The 21,968-nt window shown below is 46.3% G+C and carries 18 protein-coding genes, 1 other RNA gene and 2 pseudogenes; 2 read left to right on the top strand and 19 right to left on the bottom strand.

Features of this window, described 5'->3' with window-relative positions:
- Nucleotides 1-27: 27 nt before the first annotated feature.
- Genes H70357_RS36210 through H70357_RS00990 form a run of 6 tightly spaced genes read right to left on the bottom strand, consistent with a single transcriptional unit; the run spans nucleotide 28 to nucleotide 5,203 of the window.
- Nucleotides 28-1,914, bottom strand: coding sequence for a hypothetical protein (locus H70357_RS36210; RefSeq protein ID WP_052091740.1), 1,887 nt, complete (start codon nucleotides 1,912-1,914; stop codon nucleotides 28-30).
- Nucleotides 1,915-1,972: 58 nt separating this feature from the next.
- Nucleotides 1,973-2,437: a DUF5085 family protein gene (locus H70357_RS01010; RefSeq protein WP_038584731.1), complete on the bottom strand. Its 465-nt coding sequence runs from the start codon at nucleotides 2,435-2,437 to the stop codon at nucleotides 1,973-1,975.
- Between the two features lies 1 nt (nucleotide 2,438).
- Nucleotides 2,439-2,888, bottom strand: a complete 450-nt coding sequence (locus H70357_RS01005) for a DUF5085 family protein (RefSeq protein ID WP_038584729.1) — start codon at nucleotides 2,886-2,888, stop codon at nucleotides 2,439-2,441.
- Entirely contained in the window at nucleotides 2,885-3,658 is a 774-nt protein-coding gene (locus H70357_RS01000; RefSeq protein WP_038584726.1) for a hypothetical protein, read from the bottom strand. The genes H70357_RS01005 and H70357_RS01000 overlap by 4 nt, the downstream gene beginning before the upstream one ends.
- Before the next feature lie 9 nt (nucleotides 3,659-3,667).
- Complete coding sequence (locus H70357_RS00995) at nucleotides 3,668-4,849, bottom strand: hypothetical protein (protein WP_038584723.1); 1,182 nt, start codon at nucleotides 4,847-4,849, stop codon at nucleotides 3,668-3,670.
- Between the two features lie 24 nt (nucleotides 4,850-4,873).
- Nucleotides 4,874-5,203 carry a hypothetical protein gene (locus tag H70357_RS00990; protein ID WP_038584720.1) on the bottom strand — a complete coding sequence of 110 codons (330 nt, stop codon included), beginning with the start codon at nucleotides 5,201-5,203 and terminating at the stop codon, nucleotides 4,874-4,876.
- 422 nt (nucleotides 5,204-5,625) lie between these two features.
- On the opposite strand from H70357_RS00990, the gene H70357_RS00985 reads away from it, so the two are divergent.
- Nucleotides 5,626-8,007, top strand: coding sequence for a glycoside hydrolase family 94 protein (locus H70357_RS00985; protein WP_038584717.1), 2,382 nt, complete (start codon nucleotides 5,626-5,628; stop codon nucleotides 8,005-8,007).
- A gap of 431 nt (nucleotides 8,008-8,438) precedes the next feature.
- Here the strand turns inward: H70357_RS00985 and H70357_RS00980 are convergent.
- Both H70357_RS00980 and H70357_RS00975 read right to left on the bottom strand, forming a co-directional pair.
- Nucleotides 8,439-8,944, bottom strand: a pseudogene (locus tag H70357_RS00980) (Rpn family recombination-promoting nuclease/putative transposase); the annotation flags it as partial.
- An 80-nt stretch (nucleotides 8,945-9,024) separates the two neighbouring features.
- Nucleotides 9,025-9,294 carry a DUF6809 family protein gene (locus tag H70357_RS00975; RefSeq protein WP_038584714.1) on the bottom strand — a complete coding sequence of 90 codons (270 nt, stop codon included), beginning with the start codon at nucleotides 9,292-9,294 and terminating at the stop codon, nucleotides 9,025-9,027.
- A 287-nt stretch (nucleotides 9,295-9,581) separates the two neighbouring features.
- Here H70357_RS00975 and H70357_RS00970 point away from each other — a divergent pair, with 287 nt between their 5' ends.
- Complete coding sequence (locus H70357_RS00970) at nucleotides 9,582-9,806, top strand: helix-turn-helix domain-containing protein (protein WP_038584711.1); 225 nt, start codon at nucleotides 9,582-9,584, stop codon at nucleotides 9,804-9,806.
- A gap of 90 nt (nucleotides 9,807-9,896) precedes the next feature.
- Here H70357_RS00970 and H70357_RS36995 read toward each other — a convergent pair.
- The 11 genes and pseudogenes from H70357_RS36995 to gpmI all read right to left on the bottom strand — a co-directional run.
- Nucleotides 9,897-10,309: pseudogene (locus H70357_RS36995) on the bottom strand (Rpn family recombination-promoting nuclease/putative transposase); the annotation flags it as partial.
- Between the two features lie 134 nt (nucleotides 10,310-10,443).
- Nucleotides 10,444-10,620 (bottom strand): hypothetical protein, encoded by a 177-nt coding sequence (locus H70357_RS00960; RefSeq protein WP_231578360.1) that lies wholly within the window; start codon nucleotides 10,618-10,620, stop codon nucleotides 10,444-10,446.
- A 79-nt stretch (nucleotides 10,621-10,699) separates the two neighbouring features.
- Nucleotides 10,700-11,038, bottom strand: a complete 339-nt coding sequence (locus tag H70357_RS00955) for a hypothetical protein (RefSeq protein WP_038584705.1) — start codon at nucleotides 11,036-11,038, stop codon at nucleotides 10,700-10,702.
- An 887-nt stretch (nucleotides 11,039-11,925) separates the two neighbouring features.
- Nucleotides 11,926-13,479, bottom strand: coding sequence for a glycosyltransferase family 39 protein (locus tag H70357_RS00945; RefSeq protein ID WP_038584700.1), 1,554 nt, complete (start codon nucleotides 13,477-13,479; stop codon nucleotides 11,926-11,928).
- 254 nt (nucleotides 13,480-13,733) lie between these two features.
- Nucleotides 13,734-14,098: a transfer-messenger RNA gene (gene ssrA / locus H70357_RS34740) on the bottom strand.
- Between the two features lie 193 nt (nucleotides 14,099-14,291).
- Nucleotides 14,292-14,771, bottom strand: coding sequence for an SsrA-binding protein SmpB (gene smpB / locus H70357_RS00940; RefSeq protein WP_038584698.1), 480 nt, complete (start codon nucleotides 14,769-14,771; stop codon nucleotides 14,292-14,294).
- 397 nt (nucleotides 14,772-15,168) lie between these two features.
- Entirely contained in the window at nucleotides 15,169-18,063 is a 2,895-nt protein-coding gene (rnr, locus tag H70357_RS00935; RefSeq protein ID WP_038598315.1) for a ribonuclease R, read from the bottom strand.
- 244 nt (nucleotides 18,064-18,307) lie between these two features.
- Nucleotides 18,308-18,541, bottom strand: coding sequence for a preprotein translocase subunit SecG (gene secG / locus H70357_RS00930; protein WP_038584695.1), 234 nt, complete (start codon nucleotides 18,539-18,541; stop codon nucleotides 18,308-18,310).
- Between the two features lie 148 nt (nucleotides 18,542-18,689).
- Nucleotides 18,690-18,953, bottom strand: coding sequence for a YesK family protein (locus tag H70357_RS00925; RefSeq protein WP_038584692.1), 264 nt, complete (start codon nucleotides 18,951-18,953; stop codon nucleotides 18,690-18,692).
- 125 nt (nucleotides 18,954-19,078) lie between these two features.
- The gene (gene eno, locus H70357_RS00920) at nucleotides 19,079-20,365 is read right to left on the bottom strand and encodes a phosphopyruvate hydratase (RefSeq protein WP_038584689.1); all 1,287 of its coding nucleotides are present in this window, start codon (nucleotides 20,363-20,365) and stop codon (nucleotides 19,079-19,081) included.
- 58 nt (nucleotides 20,366-20,423) lie between these two features.
- Nucleotides 20,424-21,968: a 2,3-bisphosphoglycerate-independent phosphoglycerate mutase gene (gpmI, locus tag H70357_RS00915; RefSeq protein WP_038584686.1), complete on the bottom strand. Its 1,545-nt coding sequence runs from the start codon at nucleotides 21,966-21,968 to the stop codon at nucleotides 20,424-20,426.

The following is a 21,968-nucleotide window of genomic DNA, read 5'->3' as shown; positions in this document are numbered from 1 at the left end:
CTAAATGTTATATGTACTTTTGTATAACTACTCTCCTGTAAGCTCTTTTAGCATGCTTCGTGCCAGCTTGTTATTGCTATCCAGTGCTTTTAGTTGTTTAGCCAGACGAATAACCTTTTCCGTATCATCTTCAACGTTGTAGGCATAAAGAATGCTATCCTCCAGCGCTTTGATTTTTTGCTTCTTCGCTACTGATTTGGCGGTTGCCGCCGGTTTAGTTGTCGGCTTCGACGTTGGTTTGGCTGTTGGTTTAGCTGTCGGCTTCGGTGTTGGTTTAACCATTGGCTGGGCTGTCGGCTTTGGCGTTGGTTTAACCATTGGATGGGCTGTCGGCTTCGGTGTTGGTTTAACCGTTGGCTGAGCTGTCGGCTTTGGCGTTGGTTTAACCGTCGGATGGGCTGTCGGCTTCGGCGTTGGTTTAACCGTCGGCTGAGCTGTCGGCTTTGGCGTCGGCTTTTCCGTAGTTACGGGCGCCAGAGCAGCCGCTGACGGGCTGGCGGCAACCGTTGGATGGGCTGTTGCCGTTGGCTGCACCGTTGCTTGAGCGGCAACGTCAGTAGCCTCATTAGAGGGCTCCGATTCGCCCATCATTCCCCTTACAGTCAGACTGCCGCCGAGCACAATAGCTGCCGCCAAGGCAATCAGCATTCCGAGCCGCCATTTCTTGCCTGCCGGCTGGCGCGGTTCTTCCTGTTCCGGCGCAGTTTCTTTCGAATGCTGTTCAGCCAGCAGAGACTGAATCACCTGTATGGAAACTTCGATTTCATGGCGCACAGAGGAATCAGCAACGGGACCGGCAAGCAATGCTGTGTAAGCCGCCAAGGCTCCCTGTAAATCCCCTGAACTTTCCAGCATTCTTGCTCTACCCAGCGGCGCTTCATCCCATTCTGACAACTCTTCCATTGGAGTCGGACGAAGAACGGATGGGAGGGCCGTTGAAGTCATTGTTCCTTCCGCCCGGTCCTCTTCGGAGGAGTCCGTGTAGCCAAGGCTGACCGATGATAAGGCAATATACCATTCTCCGAATGCTGGACATTGATATAGCGCGTCGCTTTCCCATGCTTTACGGAAAAGACCCGCAACCTCGCCGCCGTAATTTTCAGTCAACACTCTATTAATTAAGGCTACTCTATCCTGATCATTTTCCATCAACCCGGGGTCAAAATAACTTTCACCCCATGCCGCTTCCCGAATCTCGGGATGGAACCATGCCAGCATCTCCGCGAGCAGGATGCTGCCGGAATAACGATCTGCATACTTGTTCCAAAGATGCTGATAATCACTTCTCCCGGAAGAGTATCCGGGTGATCCCATCGTCATATATTCAGGTCTGTCGAGGTGGACCGCATACATGTGCTCTATGTCGATCAGCTGAATGCATGATTTGACTAAGGGCATAATCTCATGCAGGAGTCCGGGAATCATAACGTTAGAGCCTGATAAATCCCCATGCGCCAACCCGCGCTGCTCCATGAAAGATAACACTTCAGCCAAGGATCTGGCGGTATGAAGCGCCGTTTCTTGGGGAATATCTTTCTTTTCCAGTATGATATCCATCCAGGTCGGACCATTGATCCATGGCATAAGAACAGCATACAGCAGCTCCGGGTGACTTCCCAACAGTTGCACGTCCCGCTGAGGAATCAATACATCCCGTTCACAGACCTGAAGTCCATCAATCTTTGAAAAGGCCGCAAGCTGCTCTGACAAATATACATTAGAAGGCTGCCGGAAGACGGGTTTGAATACTTTCAGCGCTTTGGAAATGCCATCTTGAATGCTGGTGAGTTTATACACCGTACCTTGCCTGCCCTCTTGGCCGTAGGGGATCTCACTCATGAGCGGATGCCCCTGAACAACATAAACCTTCCCATCAATCACTAATTCTTCATTGGTTTCTGGATTGAATGCCATCTCCTTGCATCCTTTCTACATGCGGTTCAATTCGCTGATAACCGTCCTGTACCGCCGTTCACAGCCAAATTTCCTCAGCACTTTGAGCGCTGACTCCGATTTTGATAAACAAATAGGGTAATGTCCGGTCCCCGGAAACGATATGAAAAATGGGAGTCGTCTGGCGCAAATAATTGCTCTCCATATAGTGAAGCAGCTCTCCATAAGAGGTCTCCGTGCTTGCTTCATAATCGGCAAGATCACAAGTAGAAATCATCCGGTCGATGCAGAAATAACTGTGGAAATGCATATCTTCTGTCACGTCCAGATAATCCTCTTGGATAGGAATAAAAAATTCAGCATGCATTTTTTCATCCAATGGAATATTGTTTATAGAATAGAATAAGGGACCTTTAATCGTAGCCTTAAGCTTGAATACATCACTCATAAAATCGGATAGATGCTGCTCCAGATCCTTATAGTAGAAATAATACTTTCTGGAGACAACACTGGTGTACTTTATCGAATCCTTTGGATTTACCACACTATCCCTCCTTAATGACCGGAGCAAAGATATCAATAATTCCATCCCCGTAGACATCCAGATAGATATTGTAAAAGGGTTCCTCAAGCGTTAGCTGATAGGATTCGGCGCATGACCGCAGAACAGCGTATGATTCTTCGATATCCTCGTCGAGATCAGCGTGTCTGAGCAGCAGCCCGTCTGTAAAGTTCAAAGTTTCCGTAAAGTGATAATCCTCATTTTTCTCCATCTCTACAGGTGCATTAACAGGAATGTAGAAGGAATAGTCAGCCTCCCCTACGTCCAAATTCAGATTGGAAACTTGATAAATGATCGGACCTGTGCCATATAAGCCACTGCTTACAACGGAATTACGAAGCTCTCTGGCCAGCTGATGCCATTCCTCTATTTTGCAGGTTTTGGTACAACTGATGACGTTATGGAATATAATCGGAGTCCGCTTTATTTTCATGCCTTGTGTCCCCCCCGTGGCTTCTGCTGCTTCGATTTACGCTGGTTGGGTGGTTGGATATGAAAAGATTGGAACCGCCCTTTGCAGTATGCCAGCAGGATGAATTCAGGCAAGAACATTGCGGTGAGATACTGAATAAGTACACTAAGCACCAAGGCAATAACAGGCTCAAAAGATGTATAACTGCTGCTATCCGCGAACATCCTAGGCACAAATCCGGCAATAACGGCTCCGAGATAAATAACAGGGAAACTTATGTACGACTTGGACCCCCCAAAATTATATAATCCTTTTTCGCCTCTTCGTAAATGACCCTGTTTTACCCGATGTACTGCCCGCCAGGTGGAGAGGATCAGAAAAAGAATTCCGCCTAACAACATCAGCAGACCGAGTGATGTCATGAACGGCTCCGCTCCCCTGTCTTCACACATGAGAAAATAAACCAAATAGATCTCAAGTGAAAATTTCAGGGAAATGAAACATAGTATATAGGCCTGAATTTTTTGATATTTGTAGGCCAATTTCTCATTATAAAATAAAAGCGCAGCCAGCAAATGGAATGCCCAGAGGACTATGTCTACAATTAAATAAATCATCCATCTCGAATCGGTGTTATCACCATAGAGAACCGCATTAAGCGAAACCGCGATCATTACAGCACTGAACACTAAGGTAGCTATAAAAAATACAGATACACTATCAGGACGCAAGCGTTCACGCGCGGCTTCCTTTATTTTAGCGAAGTACTCCTCGTTATATTGCTTTAACATGTGAGCCTCCTACCATATCAATTTATTCAAGCCCTTTCCGATGTTTGATACAGCACCACTGATAGCGTCGCAAGTAGCATCCACTGCATCGTTAACCAAATCTTTCGTATGATCGACTACACTTTTCGGCGGCGGACCTCCGAACTTGGCATTCAGGGCAAAGTTTATAGCTACGCCTGTGGCGAGCCCCACTACAGTTCCCAAGGGTGGCACCACAAACGAGCCGATAACGGCACCAGTTGCTGCTGCACCCGCACCGGCGGCAACATCCACCGTGGTGTTCACAGCAAAAGTACCGGTGTTCTTCAAGTTGAAATCCCATTTCCCGCCGTCTCTGAATGTCTCCACAAAGTTATCTCCTACCGCCAGAACCGTCCCGGCTGCACCTAGAAACTTTCCGCCCTTAGACAAGACCGTCGTGTTTTTCCAGTTAAAATCATCCCAGAGCGTCATCCCGTCTTTATAAGAAGATTTGAATACATCCTTCATATTTTGTAATCTGTTGCTTCTTCCATTGATGAATTGTTCTACAGGAGCCAGTCTATTAAAACGGTCCATATTATCTTGGATAACTCCATGGCCATCAACATACAGAGGTATTCCATCCCCGTTAATTAACCGGTTCACGTATCGCTTCTTGAAGGTTCCACTTTCCCCGCCCAAGAGCCGGACCAACCCGTCTCTATACTCCATATAGTGTCTGCCCGTAACCATTTCCGCATTGACGAGCTGAATGAGAATCTTCCCGTCTTTTTTAACGGTTTTAAACTGCAAATCTTTATACCGGAGTAATGTATCCGAGTTTGTAATGCCAGAGAATACATCATTCACGGCATTGCGGAAGGCCAGCAGAAAGAAAGGATCGCCAGCCAATTGAGATTCATACTGGTCTATGGGGTTTGAGCTGAATGACAATCCGACTTTAACCAAATAATCTTCAATATCAAAATATTTTCCACTTTCGTTCTCCACAAACCTCTTGAAATTCCCCAGCTTTTCCTGTAAATCCCCCAGCTCTTTACACAGGTTGCCTAACCGGCTGCCTACATCACTTCGCGATAGAACTCTATTGTCAATTTGACCAAGCAACCGGGAAAGTCTGCTCACTGCGTCAGATAAGTCAGAGGTGTACTTAGAAAGATGGGTTGATGCAATTTGAATAAGATTCTCATCTAGGAAAATGGTATTCAATACAGTGTCCTCCCGGCACAGACTTTATTTAGTATGCGGACTATTCTTGAGCTGCTTCATTGCTGCCTCTCTAGCTGCGATTTCTGCTGCCTCCTTCGCATCTTCTTCTTGTCTTATCGCATTTGCCGTAGATATAATATCCGACTCAATTCCTCTAAGACTTGATGCGACCCTTCCAATACTCGTTTGAATCAGTTCCATGGCATGTGTCATATGTATAGTTTCATCTGCATCCCAGCTTTTTCTCAAACTTTCCTTGTACAACTCGAGATTTTCTTTGATTGCGCCCAGAGAAACTTCATGCTGGCCGATCTCCCGGGCAATTCCGCTCTCCCTTTGGACATCAATTTTCATAAAATCATCCTTTCGCAGGGTAGATTAACTCCCAACCCAAATAAACACTAAATGTGATCTATGTACAAGCTTCCGTGGACCTAATGCATATACAGAATACATAAAAACTTGGTTGATTCATTATATAACCACACAATATACATACATTACCATCAAAAACGACATGTTAAACTAAATTTTGCGTATTACGAAAAAAAAGTCCTTCGACACATCAATAAGGCGATAAAACCCTTCCGTTTTCCCGCCTTTATTAGAAGAACTTGAAAAATCCTTAGTTTGATATTCTTTGTTGATTTTTCACAAATATGGGGTTATAGGTTGATTAAAACTATCTTATAATGAAATTGGGCCGGGAAACTTCACCCGTTTGTGAACGCGCGTTTATTGCCCTGCCCATCATCCACTTTATAGGAGGAATGGTTATGCAATACGGTCACTTTGACGAAAAAAACAAAGAGTATCTCATTACGAAACCGAATACGCCTGCCTCTTGGGCGAACTACCTGGGCTCGCCGGAATACGGCGCCATTATCTCAGGAAACGCAGGGGGCTACAGTTTTGTAAAGTCTGGAGCCAACGGGCGGCATGTCCGCTACCATTTTAATTCAAAGGACGAGCCTGGACGCTACATTTACGTGAGAGATTTGGAGAACGGGGATTATTGGTCCGGTTCTTGGCAGCCCGTGGGTAAAGATCTGGATCAGTACAAGTCGGTATGCCATCATGGAACCGGATACACGAACATCGTCTCGGATTACGACAATATCCATACAGAATCATTATATTATGTGCCGCTGAACAAAACCTACGAGGTGTGGCGCATGAAGGTCCGCAATAATGACTCTAAAGCGCGGAAGCTGGCTCTCTTCGGATTTGTCGAATTAACCAACAATAACAATTACGAGCAGGATACTGTCAACCTTCAGTACACGCTGTTCATCTCACGGACCTACTACAAAAACAATATGATCCTTCAATCCATCAATGAAAACGTTCCCGAGGATCGGAGCTGGAGATTCTTCGGTGCTGCAGGCGCAGAGGTAACCGCTTACGACGGCGACCGGGATACGTTCCTCGGCGATTACCGCAGCTACGGCAATCCGGCCTCCGTTGCAAACGGCCAATGTAGCAATTCATTAAACTACAACACCAACTCCTGCGGCGCTCTGCAGATCAACGTGGAGCTGCAGCCAGGAGAAGAGAAAGAAATCGCATTCCTTCTGGGACAATATGACGAGAAAGGCGCGTCCGAAATTCTTAGCCACTACAAAGATTTGTCTGTCGTGGACAAGGAACTCGAAGAACTGAAGGCATTCTGGCACAGCAAACTTAACCGCTTCCAGGTCCAGACACCAAGCGATAATCTGAACAACATGATCAACACCTGGAACGCATATCAATGCTTCATCACTTTCATCTGGTCTCGTGCAGCCTCCTTCCAATACTCCGGTCTTCGTAACGGACTTGGCTATCGGGATACCGTACAGGATATTCAAGGTATCATTCATCTGGATCATGAGATGGCTCTCGAGCGTCTGAGACTAATGATTTCCGCCCAGGTCTCGAACGGCGGTGGACTTCCACTCGTGAAGTTTGATCATAACCCTGGTCACGAGGGCACACCAGACGACCCGGAATACGTGCGGGAAACCGGTCATCCCCACTATCGCGCCGATGACGCCTTGTGGCTGTTCCCAACCGTAATTAAATACTTAAATGAAAGTGGCAACTGGGGCTTTACAGATGAAGTGATACCTTATTCAGATAAGGGTGAAGGCACGGTGTACGAGCATCTGCGCCAGGCCCTTCAATTCAGTCTGGATCGTATGGGTGCACATGGCATGCCGGTCGGGCTTCATGCAGACTGGAACGATTGTCTGCGTCTCGGAGCCAAGGGTGAGTCGCTATTCGTCGCCTTCCAGCTGTACATGGCCTTCAAAGTGTTCATGGAAATCGCGCAAAATAAGAACAAGCCGGACGACGTAAAGTGGGCACAGGGCCTGCTTGATGAGCTCGACGGGAACATTCAGAAGCATGCTTGGGAGAACGATCAGTTCGTCCGCGGATTCACCGAAGATAACTATACAATTGGCTCCTGGGAGAATGATGAAGCAAAAATCTGGCTGAATCCGCAAAGCTGGGCCGTATTAAGCGGCGCCGCCCGCCCGGAACAGGCAAAGGTCTCCATGGATAAAGTGTACGAGAATCTGCGGACCGATTACGGCACCATGTTATTCTACCCGCCGTTCCGGGAGTACGGTTTGCCAGTGGCTCTGATGGCTCTTTTCAACGCCTCCACCAAGGAAAACGCCGGCATCTTCAGCCAGCCGCAGGGATGGCTCATCTTAGCGGAAACCATGATTGGCAACGGTGAACGCGCGTTCGAATATTTCCTGAATTGTAGTCCGGCCAGCATGAACGATAAGGCCGAAATCCGTAAACTGGAGCCTTACGTGCATGGTCAGTTCGTCGAGTCCAAAGACAGCCCGTATCAAGGCCGGGCCCATGTCCACTGGCTCACCGGCACCGCCTCGACCGTGATGGTCTCTCTGGTGGAGGGCATCATGGGCGTTCAGCCGCAGATGGATGGCCTTCGCATCAACCCATGTGTTCCTTCCAGCTGGAATGACTTCTCCATGGCGCGGGAATTCCGCGGTAAGAAGCTGAACATTCAGGTAGAAAACAAGAACGGCGTCCAAAAAGGGGTTACCCATATCGTCATTAACGGCGAAGAAATTCAAGGGGACCTAATCCCAATCGCTAAAATGAAAGCTGAAAACAACGTGCTAGTCATTATGGGATAAAGCATGGAACGAAAATCAGAAGCTGAACTCGTGTCATATAAATCCTTTCAATCACTATGTACAACCCTGAATAGCTGTTTAAATGAAAAAAGACACCATTTAATGTGTCTTCACTGATACTTTTTATGGAGTCGAGAGGTGGAGGTGTAGAGCCACAATTCAGCGCGAGCCGATGTTAGTACTCTATGCAAACGCAAACGCTGTTTAGCAAATGTGTTTAGAGTCCCTTACTCTAAAGTAATGAACCTTGGCCTGGATCAACTTAATACAAGGTTGGCTCACATTAGAAATCAATGCGAACGACTTCTCAAAGATATGAACTCACATGTGTACTAGATTTTCGGAGAGCTTGCTATAAACAAAAAACAAGGACTTGGACCTGCCCTCCATAGTCCTTGTTTTTATTATTAATAACTCAAACCATACGGGCGTTAAAACATTATAGACATGATTTCATCTTCACTCAGACCAGTTGCTTTAGCGACAGCAGCATGGTCCATACCCATCGCTAACAAGTTCTTAGCTACTTCTCTTTTTCCTTTATTTACACCTTCTGCAATCCCCGCTGACTTTGCCCCTTCAACCATAGATGCCTCATCATGCAAATACTTCTGTCTGGCCTCATACAACCGTCTGACCTCAGAATCCCGACTCAAATATTGCAGGGTATCCATCGCCTTCTCCAGCCCTGGCTCATTCATCTTCAGCACCTCCCAATATGATGTATCAACACCTTTGAGAAACAACAACCAATTGATCAATCCGCCTTCAGTCGGAACACTATGTTCATCCAACTTAGGCAGCTCTAGAAAATGGACCTCAATATCATCAATCAAAGATATCCCAGTCCGGTCTTCCCTCAGGTGAACACATTATGATACCGGTCATTCTTCAAAAACGAATAGTTCAAAATATTAATCGCTACGCACTTCTTCAGCTACTGCTCAGATTGAATCAGGTTTCTGTTTTGAAGCATTGAGGGTTTTAGAGAAGAATCGAAGAGGGCTTTCGCCATTCTTAATCATCGACTAGAATTTCAATCATCATCGCCGCTCCGGTCTTGAGTCCGCACACAAACGCAGCCGTCATATCCATCCCCTGCACTTGCGAATACAGCTCCAATAAAGACTCCAGTTCCTCAAAATCTCCTTCGGACAGCTTGCTTTTCCAAGTTTCTATAGACTCGATGATCTGTTTGTTTAACGGACGATAATTAGAATCTTTGGGGATAACGTGTTCGTTAGGGAACAAACTACCGTGGTATAGGGATTCGAGAATGCTTGGCATGGAGGCCTCCTTTTTGGGGCACTGAATCAGTTTCATTTATACATTACTGTCAACAGTTACGTTTTGATATTTAAGACAACTTACCCAATGAATATAATACATTTTTGTAGAAATAGATTTACCTGCTCATTTTAGTGCAAATTTAGAGGCATTCTCTACTCCATGTTGTGAAAAAAAGAATAATAAACTTCAATTCGGTACGCATATACGTACCAAGTACAAAATCATTATACGGTACGCTTATACGTATAGTCAAGGTAAAACTCGGAACAAGTGAGGGGATTAAGGTGGGGAAAAGAGTTGTAGTAAAAATATCTGAATTGACCAATAAGCATAAGATTTCGCTGCGGCAATTGTCCAGAATATCCGATGTTCGACATGCAGCATTGAGTGAGTTAGCTAACGGGAAGAGAGAAAGTATTAGCTTCAGTCATATAGTTAAAATTGCAGAGGCTTTAAATATCGAGGATATTCGTGAGATTATTGACTTGGTTGATACTGAAAAAGATTGAGACATAACAACGCTTGATATTTCTTCAATAAGAAAGGAGCACCCGCTCAATTGGATGCTCCCTAATTATCTATTTCCTCAAACTATTAATTTACTGCTCCGTTAGTCCAGTGGCTTTTGCAATGGTCGCTATGTCCAGATTCAAGGTCAGCATGTTCTTTGCTACCTTCTTTATACCTGCCATTTTTGCACTTCCAAGCATAGATGCCTCATCATGCAAATACTACTGTCTGGCCTCATACAACCGTCTGGCGTCTGAATCCTGCAAATATTGCAAGATTTCCATCGCCTTCTCCAAACCCGGCTCATTCATTTTTAGCACCTCCCAATACCACTCATAAACAACAGCCAAATGATCAATCCGCCCTCAGATGGAACGCTAAACTCATCCAGTTTCGGCAGCTCCAAGAAATGGACCTCAATGCCATCAATCAAAGATATCCCAGTCCGGTCTTCCCGCAGGTGAAACACATTATGATACTGCTCGTTCTTCAGGAACGAATGGATTGTTTATCTAGTGGATCATCTTTATCTGTATAGGGATTCTAGAATTTGTTAATTGTACCTCATTCCTTGATATCTTCATACTTTCCCCGGGTCTATTAGTGCCAGCAAAAATCATCATTACAGACTCCGTTTTAGTCATGACTAACAAGCTCAGTGCGATTTCCGGCTACATCGTAAGTAATCTCGAATTTTTGCCCGGTGGCGTCTTCACGTATCCGCTTGCCATCTTTTATATAATAAATGGATGCTCCAGCCTTTTTGGCTTCTGCGACTGCATGCTGATTGGCCCTTTTCAATAACCGTTGCAATTCTTTCCTCTGGGGAAGCATTAGGATAACAGCTCACTCGGATTTCGATTTTTACGGTTAAATAATTCGTCCGTATAAGCTACTCAAAGTCTTCTTCTTCATCCAAATGTCCTAAATAGTCATTATACGAATCCATCATATCAAATCCAAAACCCCAGCCAATATCCTGACTGCTCAGCATTAATCGGTTGCATCGACCTACAAACTTGTCTTCTAATTGATTGTCTACAATGTGCTTTAAGGCTTGTTCATATATGCTTGCTATAGTATGGTAAAATTTTTGATCAATGTCTCCAAATGAAAGCTTGAAGTCCACTCCACATTCCACTGTAAAAACCATGATTTCAGCAATTTGCTCCTTATTGTTTGAAACATTACTAAAGTCCTTTATTGCTTTCTTCATAATCGGGTACCGCAAAATCTCCCCCTTATGATGGCCGAATTCCTTCTAAATAATTTTCTTGTACTTGGCTAAGACCTCCCCTTGATCAGGAAATAACACTGAAAAATAATGCTCCTGAATGATCGGGTATTTCTTGGCCATATTCAAGATTTCAGCTTCAAGTTCTTCCCTCGTAAGATTGTTCTAATGTTTTTTAATGGTTGAGTTTTTTAGTTTCAGCATTATGATGATCTCCTTCCGGTTGAGGAACGTAATACTCTTATTTTTGACGATTTGCTTACCTGCCTGGATGAAGGCCGCTCTCCGCTGCTGCTGGTTGAACGAACCGCTCATGCTGAATATTTTGCAGAGAGATTGCAGTCTTTTGCGAAAAACAAAATTGTGCTTAGAGGCAGAATGAAAAAAAACAGAGAGAGGCTCTACGGGCCCAAATTTCCTCTATTCCAGATGATCAAGAACGTGTGGTTATCGCTACCGGAAAATTGATAGGCGAAGGCTTCGATGATGCCAGACTGGATACCTTGTTCCTTGTCCATCCTATCTCTTGGTCAGGCACCTTGCAGCAATACGCGGGCCGCTTGCACCGAAGTCATGTGAATAAAGAAGAAGTAAAAATATATGATTATATCGACTTCAGGTCCCTATGTTAATGGCGATGTTCAAGAAAAGAGTGAAAGGTTATCGGAAGATGGGATATAAGGGAGCGGAGCTGTAACGTTTTAATACAATGGAAAAGACGTGTAGAACCCCTTTCCCCAAAAAATCCTTGCTGGGAAAGGGGTTCTACAAACTGAGGGTGTTTCGATCCCGGGGAATAGTAATCTCCTGCTCGCCATACTCGCCCACCGCCGTCTTCTTGCGCACGAATGAACAGAATTAATAAAATGATTTGAAATCACAAGTTACTTCGATGGAAAGATCGAAATTAGCCATTTATGGAAACCACTTAATCCCATATAAGATAAAATAATTAGTATAGGGTAGATCGGATAAATATATCGTGATTTAATTTCCCACAAAATATAAAAACCAACAAATCCTAAAATTATTAAGACTAATGAAACCTCATTAAATTGCTTGTTTTTTATACTTCCTATTAATTTAATAAAAATAAATATATACATAATAAAATTCATAACGTATACAATCCATAAAGTTTTACTTCTAAAATTAGATTGTCCATCGAATAAATCAGTTGCAAAAGTTTTGTAACTATACCCGCCAATTATACTTTGTCCCGTATCGGAAGTGCCGCTGTTACTGATACCGTATCGTTCAAGTTGATAAGTACCTTCTGTCCATGTCCATAAAACCTTTTTATAATACATTTTAGCAAGATCCGTAAATTTGTAATCACGCAACTTTTTTTCAATAGACTCCTTGAATATTTTGGTGCTTTCTGCTTTGTCCCTGTTAGCTTGATTTTGGTAAATATTAAAACTTTCTCCATTATCATAAAATCCAAAACTCTCTAAATTAATCCCCATATTCAACCACATATGTACAGGAGCAGAATTCTTATTTACAGATTCAGTTACTTGACCTGTCGATTTTAATGCTATAGCCTGTATCCAATTTGGACTATTAAATAGTATTCCCAGTATAAAAAATGAAAGTAATAATTTTTTAAATCCAATTTTTTGAACACTCAACAAAATACATATTATAATGGCGATGAGAAATATAACACCTATACTTCTAAAATAATTTCCTATAGCTAAAAGAACGGCTGCAAATATTATGTGTTTTATTTCTTTACCTTTTATAAACCTAATAGAAAAATAAAGTGCGCTAGTTAGAAAGGCAGTAGAAATAATATCATTATAAATGAGGTTATTAGTAAACAATGCCGGTATAAAGGTAGCTGCAAATATTAGAATTCCATACTCGTTGTTATGCTGCTTGTTATTCAATTGTTTGTATATTAAATAAGTCATTAATGTAGTTACGAGAGTAAATAAAATATTAAAGATTTTAAAAACCAAAACATAATTTAGATTTGGAAATAGCTCCAACAAAGTTTTTAAATACATTACTGTTGAAAAGTTAAAAGGGTACATATGCAAATACCCAGTGTCTTGAAAAGATGAATAGTCATTATGTGTTTGTATCCATAAAGCAAGTTCAATTACCATTTGTGAGTCATCTGTCGGCATTCTTGGGAATAAAAGAACAATTGATAATTGCAAAATAAAAGATAATGATAACACGACAGGAATAATTATTTTTGCACTGTATGTATTAAGCTTCAAACATAGTTTATAAAGTAGAACACCTATAATAGCAAGCACAATAACTAGAAAAAGAAATGGAATTAATCGTTGTGCTTGTAAAATGGGAACATCACCGTATGCCACATAATTATACTCTGCTCTGATAAAGAAAGATGAAACAATTAACAATCCAATAAATAAAGTAAGAAGAATATATAAAGTTTTATGAAGCCCTCTTAGCATAAAAATACCCCTTTGTCTCAGCTTGATAACATCAAAATATTAACATAAAACAAAATATCACGATAGTCATATGTTTAATAAAGCTAAATTAATTAAAATTATCTATTTACGTCATAAAACCAAAATCTGCTTAAAATGAATTGACTCCCCATCATTTGCTCCCCCGGTTTGGACAAACTCTTGGGAGGAGCAAAAGAACTAAATAGGTTGGCATACAAAAAAGACACCCCTAAAGGTGTCTTCACTGATACTCCATATGGAGCCGAGGGGATTCGAACCCCTGTCCGAAGATAACGGCACATAAGCTTCTACGAGTGTAGTCACGGATTTGATGTCACCCTAGAAGCCCCCCGTAACCGGGTCCCCTTCGGGTCAGCCTGATTGTCTTCTTCAGCTCACCGCAGGCGGAGATGAGACAGCGTATCCCACTACTTGTTAGCCCCTATCCCTGTCACATGGGCGATGCAGGGTAGAAGCACGCACACAGTTTCTTAGGCTGCGAAAGCGTAGTTTGTTTGTTGTTTGCCGTTTAATAGGCTTTAGCGTTGATGAAGCGGACGCGTCCCCACTACTCGCTACTCATGCTCGAACTACCCCCGTCGAATCCAAGAACGGCCCCTCATTAAAAGGGCGCTTCGGATTAAGCGGACCAGCGAGCAAAAGTGATCCGATCCACAGTCTCTTCTTCAAGAAGACTGCAAAGAAGCATTAAGCTTTACTTACACAGTATAGCACATTTATCAACACTTTAACACGAAGGTTAAAGGAATTGAAGGTGGAATCTGGAACATTGGGCATTCTCCTGCCCGGGCTTATCTTGCGATCTTTTGCTTGTCGCGCAGCACACGCTGGATATCGCGCTGAGCATCACGTTTTGCGGCGGAATCGCGTTTGTCGTACTCTTTCTTCCCTTTACCGAGGCCGATCAGCAGCTTGGCGTATCCGTTGCGGACGTACACCTTCAGCGGCACGATAGTGAATCCCTCACGCTTGGACTGTCCCAGCAGCTTGTGAATCTGCTCTTTATGCATCAGCAGCTTGCGCGTACGCGTCGGGTCGGTAGGATTGGAGCGGTTCCCTTGTTCAAAAGGGCTGATATGCATGTTGTGCACGAAAATCTCACCGTTTCGAATCGTCGCAAAAGCATCGCCAATATTCGCGCGTCCATTACGCAGCGACTTGATTTCTGTGCCGGTCAGCACCAAGCCAGCTTCGTAAGTGTCCTCGATGTAATAATCATGGGAAGCTTTTTTGTTCTGGGCGAGCACTTTCCCGTCTGCTTTTTTACCCATGAGAGTCACTCCTTGAATCGTATTCCTAGGCAGAGATAATCAGATCGCCTTAACAAGCAGGTAAGTTTGATTATCCAAACGTCAGATCTTTATTGTATCAAAAGCGCTCCGGGGAACGCAAGGAAGTAGCGCCCATTCTCCACCAGGCATTTTGACATATGTATGTCAGTAAGTCCCGCCTTGGAGATAATTTATATACAATATGATGGATAAATAGAAAATACAGCCTGGCCCAACACCATGTAGGATATAAATGGGATGACGTTAATCCCAGTGTAGGGAGATTTTGAATTGGAAGTTTATGCATTCCTTTTGCGGGGAACCCCGAACATAAAATTCTTTATTAGCAAAAAAGCGCTGCTCCCTTCAAGGGGAACAGCGCCTTCATCATCTCAGCTTACTCCTGAGGTTTTTTCTTCTTTTTCTTTCGGCGTACTGCGCCTTCCGCATTGCTGCCTTTGTCGCTGCGCTTAGCGGCTACTTTGTCGGAGGTCTCCACGTTGCCTGGAGTCACGGAAGGGCCAATGAACACGCCGCTCTTGTTCTTCTTGCGGCGGCCTTTATTCTTGCCTTCTGTGCTTCCGCTGCGGCTCTCGAACCCGCGATCCTCCCGGCTGCTGAACCGGGTGTTCGCGTCAACGCCGCGCAGCTCGCCGGCACCTTGCTCGCCTGCGCCGCCGGCTGGCGCGCCGTAGCCGCCCTTGCCTGAGCCGAAGCCGAAGCTGATGCCGCGTCCCCCGGCACCGCCTCCGGCCTCTCCGCCGCGGCCACGTCCCCCGCCGCTGCGCTCGCGCGGCGCACTGCTGCCGCCCGCTTCGCCGTTCAGGGCGGCGTAAGCCCGGCGTGCGGCCTCTGCAGGGCCGCCGCTGCCACGCTTGGCGCGTCCGCCTGCAGGCGCGCCGCTACCGGCCGCCGCGTCTGTGCGCGGCGCTTCCCAGGCGCCGGTTCCCACCGCGCCGGACTTGCCTCTGCCGGCGTTCAGTGCGCCGCCGGGTTTGCCCTTGCCCGCTCCGACAGCGCCGGGCTTGCCTTTACCGCCGGTGCGGCCCTTGCCGCCGGCTTTTCCACCGGACGGCTTGCTGAAGCCGCCGGTGCCAGGACGGCCGCCTTTACCGCCGCGTCCGCTATAGCTGCGGTGCTCGCCCGCCGCACGCGGCTTCATGTCGACCAGCTCGAAGTCGATCGTGTGGTCGTCCATGTTGACCTTGGCGACGCGGATCTTCACCTCATCGCCAATGCGGAACACCTTGGAGGTGCGCTCGCCAATGAGCGCCATATGAGCTTCGTCGAAGTGGTAGTAATCATCGCTAAGCGCGCTGATACGGATTAAACCTTCGACGGTATTTTCCAGCTCGATGAACATGCCGAAGCTGGTTACACTGCTGATCATCGCCTCGAATTCCTCGCCGACCTTATCCTGCATATATTCCGCTTTCTTCAGCTGCTCCGTATCACGCTCTGCTTCCACTGCTACGCGTTCGCGTTCAGAGGACTGCTGCGCGATGTCAGGCATCCGGCTGGACAGGTAATCATGACGCTTCTGGCTTAGGGCTCCGCCGTTCTCGATCACCTCACGCATCACGCGGTGAATGACAAGGTCCGGGTACCGGCGGATCGGCGATGTGAAGTGGGAATAATATTCCGCCGCAAGTCCAAAATGGCCCGTGCTCTCCGCATCATACTTAGCCTGCTTCATGGAGCGCAGCATCATCGTGCTGATGACTGTCTGCTCCTTGGTGCCTTGAATGTCCTCCAGCAGGCTCTGCAGCGCGCGCGGGTGGACAGAATTGCCGCGTCCCTTGACGTGGTAGCCGAAATTGGCGGCAAAGGCCATAAAGTTCTGCAGCTTCTCCGGATCCGGATCTTCATGAATCCGGTAGAGGAACGGCACTTTTAGCCAGTGGAAATGCTCGGCTACCGTCTCATTGGCCGCCAGCATGAACTCTTCGATAATTTGCTCGGCTACTGAACGCTCACGTTTTACGATATCAACAGCTTTGCCGTTCTCGTCGACAATGATCTTGCTTTCTTCAAAGTCAAAATCAACCGCTCCCCGCCGCATCCGCGCATCGCGCAGCTTCATGGCCAGTTCCTTCATCAGACGGAAATCCCCGATCAGCGGACTGTACCGCTCCAGCAGCTCCGGATCTTCGTCTTCGACGATTTTGCGGACATTGGAGTAAGTCATTCTTTCTTTGGTACGGATTACACTCGTAAAGACATCATGCTTCACGACCTTCATATGCTCATTAAATTCCATCTCACAGGACATCGTCAACCGGTCCACCTGCGGGTTCAAACTGCAAATCCCGTTAGAGAGACGGTGCGGCAACATCGGAATCACCCGGTCCACCAGATACACGCTGCATCCGCGGTCATAAGCTTCCTTGTCGAGCTCCGAACCTTCGCGCACATAATAGCCGACGTCGGCGATATGAACGCCCAGCTTGTAATGCCCATTCTCCAGCCGTTCCACATTGACCGCATCATCCAGATCCTTGGCATCCTCACCGTCGATGGTGACAATGTTGAGCCCGCGCAAATCGCGGCGTCCCTGCTGGATAATTTCTTCATCGGTAATGGAATCCGGCGCCTGCTCCGCTTCGGTCATCACTTCAGACGGGAAAGCCTCAGGCAGCTGGTGCTTACGGATTACGGATAAAATATCAACACCCGGGTCGTCCTTATGTCCCAGGATTTCAATGATTTCCCCTTCAGCCGCAGCGCGGCCTTCCGGGTAATTTACAATGCGGACCACAACCTTCTCGCCGTCGACCGCTCCCATAAAGGACTGCTTCGGAATAAAGATATCGCGGTTAATCCGCTTGTCATCCGGCAGCACAAAACCGTAGGTCTCCAGGCTTTGGAATACCCCAACAGTCTGGAGCACACCTCTTTTCACGATCCGCACCACTTCGCCTTCCATCCGCCCGCCGGACGGACTTTTCGAAGTGACACGCACCAGTACGATATCCCCGTTCATCGCACCCTTTAAATCGTTGGCGTGTACATACACATCGGGATGATCACGGTCGTCCGGGATTAGAAAAGCAAACCCCTTCGCATGTGCCTGCAGCCGTCCACGCAATAAATCCATCCGTTCCGGCACGCCATAACGGGCATTCCGGGTCAGCACGACTCTCCCATCCTGTTCAAGCTCCAGCAGCAAATCCTCGAACGCTTTAAACGACGCGCTATCCTGCAACTCGAAGTGGCTTACCAATTCGTCATAAGTGAGCGGTTTATAAGCGGTCTCCCGCATAAAATCAAGCAATATTTCCTGTGTTATCAAGTTAGTCACCTCGGCCCTCCGCAGCCTTCAAGCGCTGCTGGCATATATGTATGTCTTGTCCTGCTTCACCCGAAATCATTCAAGTAAATTTTACCTTTATATACTTCATACCCTAGTATACACGAAATCAATCCAGAGCATCCCTGTAATGATTATCACAAAGTTAACGCAGTCCAAAAAATCGCACCAAAAAAGCCCACGCCCCATTCTATTCAGAACAGTGCGAAGGCTTATTGTAGACGTCCTAATCAACTACAATGGCAACAACGATCGCCATAATGAAGAATCCAGCTGCCAGTGCAACCGTTACACGCTGCAGTACAAGCTCCATACCGCGTGCTTTAGTTTTACCGAAAAGATGCTCAGCACCGCCGGAGATGGCACCGGAGAGACCTGCGCTTTTCCCTTTTTGCAGAAGAACGACCGCAATCAGACCGACGGAAAAAATCAGGAGAACTACTTTCAAAAAGATATCCATTCACTTCCACCTCCTACGTCCAAGCATCACTATCTATGCTAAATTAGGTTTTACGTTTCATAAACAGCATTTTTATTTTATCATAGCTACCGTATGAATACAACCTTCTGACTACGAATCTAGTTTGGAGATACCGGGTGTCAATCTCCTAAGCCTGTCTCCTGAAAAACGTAAGAGTCAGCAATAACAGCGCAGAAATCACAATGATAGGAACACACATAAAGGCATAGGCAATTCCTTCCCAGCGCCCAATCACTGAAAAACTGAGCACGAGCAAGATTGCACCGCCAACCAAGCCGACAATCCCCGGATAAAACGTGAGCCCGGAATGCAGTCCCCGGATTCGTGTAAAAACTAAGCTTATGATTACAATCAGTATTCCAATCGCAATCCCTGCCACAATAGCATTCATTCAATCCACTCCTTCCAATTATCTACATTTATAGAATACCTATTCAGAGCGGCAGATGCAATTTCAAATAAAAAAGAGCCTGCCGGAAACCGGCAGACTCTTTGAAAAGCTTGACTCAAAAATAATTATCTTTTGAGGTTGTAGAAGGATTTCAGGCCGTTGTATTGAGCCAATTCACCCAGTTCATCTTCGATACGAAGCAATTGGTTGTATTTAGCGATACGGTCTGTACGGGAAGGAGCACCTGTTTTGATTTGGCCGGCATTGGTTGCCACAGCGATATCAGCGATGGTGCTGTCTTCGGATTCACCGGAACGGTGAGAGATAACTGCAGTGTAACCTGCACGTTTAGCCATTTCGATAGCATCGAAAGTTTCAGTCAAAGTACCGATTTGGTTAACTTTGATCAGAATGGAGTTACCGATACCTTCTTCGATACCTTTAGCCAGACGCTCAGTGTTGGTTACGAACAAGTCATCGCCAACGAGTTGGATTTTGTTGCCGAGTTTCTCGGACAGCAATTTCCAGCCTTCCCAGTCATCTTCGGAGCAGCCATCTTCGATGGTGATGATTGGGTATTTATCAGCCCAAGAAGCGAGCAGGTCAACAAATTCAGCTGGTGTGAAGGATTTGCCTTCGCCTTCCAGGTGGTATTTGCCATCTTTGAAGAACTCAGTGGAAGCAACGTCCATACCAAGGAATACGTCAACGCCTGGTTTGTAACCGGCTTTTTCGATAGCTTCCATGATGGAGGACAATGCATCTTCGTTGGAAGTGAAGTTAGGAGCGAATCCGCCTTCGTCGCCAACTGCAGTGTTCAGGCCTTTAGCTTTCAGTACCGATTTCAGAGCGTGGAAGATTTCAGCGCCTGTACGCAGAGCTTCTTTGAAGCTAGGTGCGCCAACTGGCAGAACCATGAACTCTTGAACGTCTACGTTGTTGTCGGCATGTGCGCCGCCGTTAACGATGTTCATCATTGGTACTGGAAGCTGTTTAGCGTTGAATCCGCCCAGGTATACATACAAAGGTACATCCAGAGCTGCTGCTGCAGCGCGGGCTACGGCCATGGATACAGCCAGAATTGCGTTAGCGCCGAGTTTGCCTTTGTTGTGAGTACCGTCCAAAGTGATCATCAATTTGTCGATGCCCAGTTGGTCAAGAGCGTCCATACCGATTACTTCAGGAGCGATGATTTCATTTACGTTCTCAACAGCTTTCAGAACGCCTTTGCCCAGGTAACGGTTTTTGTCTTCGTCACGAAGCTCTACAGCTTCATGAGCGCCAGTGGAAGCGCCGGAAGGAACGATAGCGCGGCCTTTAGCGCCGGATTCCAGATAAACATCAACCTCTACAGTAGGGTTACCGCGGGAGTCGAGGACTTCGCGAGCGTACACATCAGAAATAATAGTCATGTAAGTTAATCTCCTTTTATCATGGGTTTTGGTAGTGATGGTGAAGCTTAAATCCTGCTTATTTACGGCTGGCGATCATGGATTGTCCGGTCATTTCCGCTGGTTGCGGAAGTCCCATCAGATCCAGAATCGTCGGTGCCACATCGGCAAGGATACCGGATTCGCGCAGTACAACATTTTCAGTAGTTACGATGAAAGGAACCGGGTTGGTAGTATGAGCCGTGAACGGACGTCCGTTCTCGTCAAATACCATATCCGCATTGCCGTGGTCGGCAATGATGATTGCCACGCCGCCTTTGGCTACAACGGCATCCACAACTTTACCCACACATTCATCCGTCACTTCAACAGCCTTGATTGTTGGCTCCAGCATGCCGGAGTGTCCAACCATATCAGGATTTGCAAAGTTAAGGATAATAGCATCTTGTCTATCCGCTTCGATTTCCGCTACGCAGGCCGCCGCCACTTCGTATGCGCTCATCTCAGGCTGAAGATCATAAGTTGCTACTTTAGGAGAGTTGATCAGGATGCGGGTTTCCCCAGGAAGCTCTTCATCACGTCCGCCGCTGAAGAAGAAGGTTACATGCGGGTACTTTTCAGTTTCCGCAATACGCAATTGCTTCTTGTTCTGCTGTACCAGCACTTCACCCAAGGTATTATCCAGGTTCTTCGGTGAGTAGGCCACGAAGCCCTGCACCGTTTCGCTGAATGTAGTCAGACATACGAAGTGCAGGCCTTGCGGGAACAAAGGACCCCGGTCAAAACCACGGAAATCCGAGTTGGTAAAGACTTGGGACAGCTGAATCGCACGGTCAGGGCGGAAGTTCAGGAACACAACGGAATCGCCGCTTTCCACTACCGCAACCGGCTTGTCGTTGCTGTCTACGATAACACTAGGCTCAACGAACTCATCATACACGGAATTCTGATAGGAGGCTGTGATCGCCTGCAGGGCATCGGTATATTTCGGACCTTCGCCATATACCATAGCACGATAGGCTTTCTCTACACGCTCCCAGCGTTTGTCACGGTCCATTGCGAAGTAACGCCCGGATACCGTAGCAATCTTACCTACGCCAACCTCTTCAATCTTGGCTACGAGATCCTGAACGAACTTTTGTCCGCTGTCAGGAGGTACATCGCGGCCATCCATGAATGCGTGAATATACACTTCGTGCATATCTTCTTTCTTGGCCAGATCAAGCATGGCAAAGAGGTGACTGATATGACTGTGTACGCCTCCGTCGGAGACCAGTGCATACAGATGAAGCTTTTTGCCGGTTGATTTGGCGTTTCTTACAGCAGCAACCAGCGTTTCGTTATCAAAGAATTCTCCGTCACGGATAGACTTGTCAATCCGGGTCAAATCCTGATATACGATACGTCCGGCACCGATGTTAAGGTGTCCTACTTCCGAGTTACCCATTTGTCCTTCCGGCAGACCTACAGCTTCGCCGCAAGCAGTCAGTGTGGTATTCGGATATTGTTTCAGGTAACGGTCATAGTTAGGCTTGTTGGCTTGAGCAACAGCGTTGCCTTCAGTCGTATTGCGCAAACCGAAACCGTCCATGATGATTAATGCTACAGGTTTGGGTGCTGACAT

The organism is Paenibacillus sp. FSL H7-0357, assembly GCF_000758525.1.
Classification (GTDB): Bacteria; Bacillota; Bacilli; order Paenibacillales; family Paenibacillaceae; genus Paenibacillus_AQ.
Note: the sequence above shows the minus strand (reverse complement) of the source record. Positions and strands in the feature narration are given on the sequence as shown.

Coding starts and splice junctions, on each gene's coding strand:
- H70357_RS36210 (WP_052091740.1), bottom strand. CDS start 1,914: ATGGCATTCAATCCAGAAACCAATGAAGAATTAGTGATTGATGGGAAG.
- H70357_RS01005 (WP_038584729.1), bottom strand. CDS start 2,888: ATGAAAATAAAGCGGACTCCGATTATATTCCATAACGTCATCAGTTGT.
- H70357_RS01000 (WP_038584726.1), bottom strand. CDS start 3,658: ATGTTAAAGCAATATAACGAGGAGTACTTCGCTAAAATAAAGGAAGCC.
- H70357_RS00990 (WP_038584720.1), bottom strand. CDS start 5,203: ATGAAAATTGATGTCCAAAGGGAGAGCGGAATTGCCCGGGAGATCGGC.
- H70357_RS00985 (WP_038584717.1), top strand. CDS start 5,626: ATGCAATACGGTCACTTTGACGAAAAAAACAAAGAGTATCTCATTACG.
- H70357_RS00975 (WP_038584714.1), bottom strand. CDS start 9,294: ATGCCAAGCATTCTCGAATCCCTATACCACGGTAGTTTGTTCCCTAAC.
- H70357_RS00945 (WP_038584700.1), bottom strand. CDS start 13,479: ATGCTAAGAGGGCTTCATAAAACTTTATATATTCTTCTTACTTTATTT.
- smpB (WP_038584698.1), bottom strand. CDS start 14,771: ATGGGTAAAAAAGCAGACGGGAAAGTGCTCGCCCAGAACAAAAAAGCT.
- secG (WP_038584695.1), bottom strand. CDS start 18,541: ATGGATATCTTTTTGAAAGTAGTTCTCCTGATTTTTTCCGTCGGTCTG.
- H70357_RS00925 (WP_038584692.1), bottom strand. CDS start 18,953: ATGAATGCTATTGTGGCAGGGATTGCGATTGGAATACTGATTGTAATC.
- eno (WP_038584689.1), bottom strand. CDS start 20,365: ATGACTATTATTTCTGATGTGTACGCTCGCGAAGTCCTCGACTCCCGC.
- gpmI (WP_038584686.1), bottom strand. CDS start 21,968: ATGTCAGCACCCAAACCTGTAGCATTAATCATCATGGACGGTTTCGGT.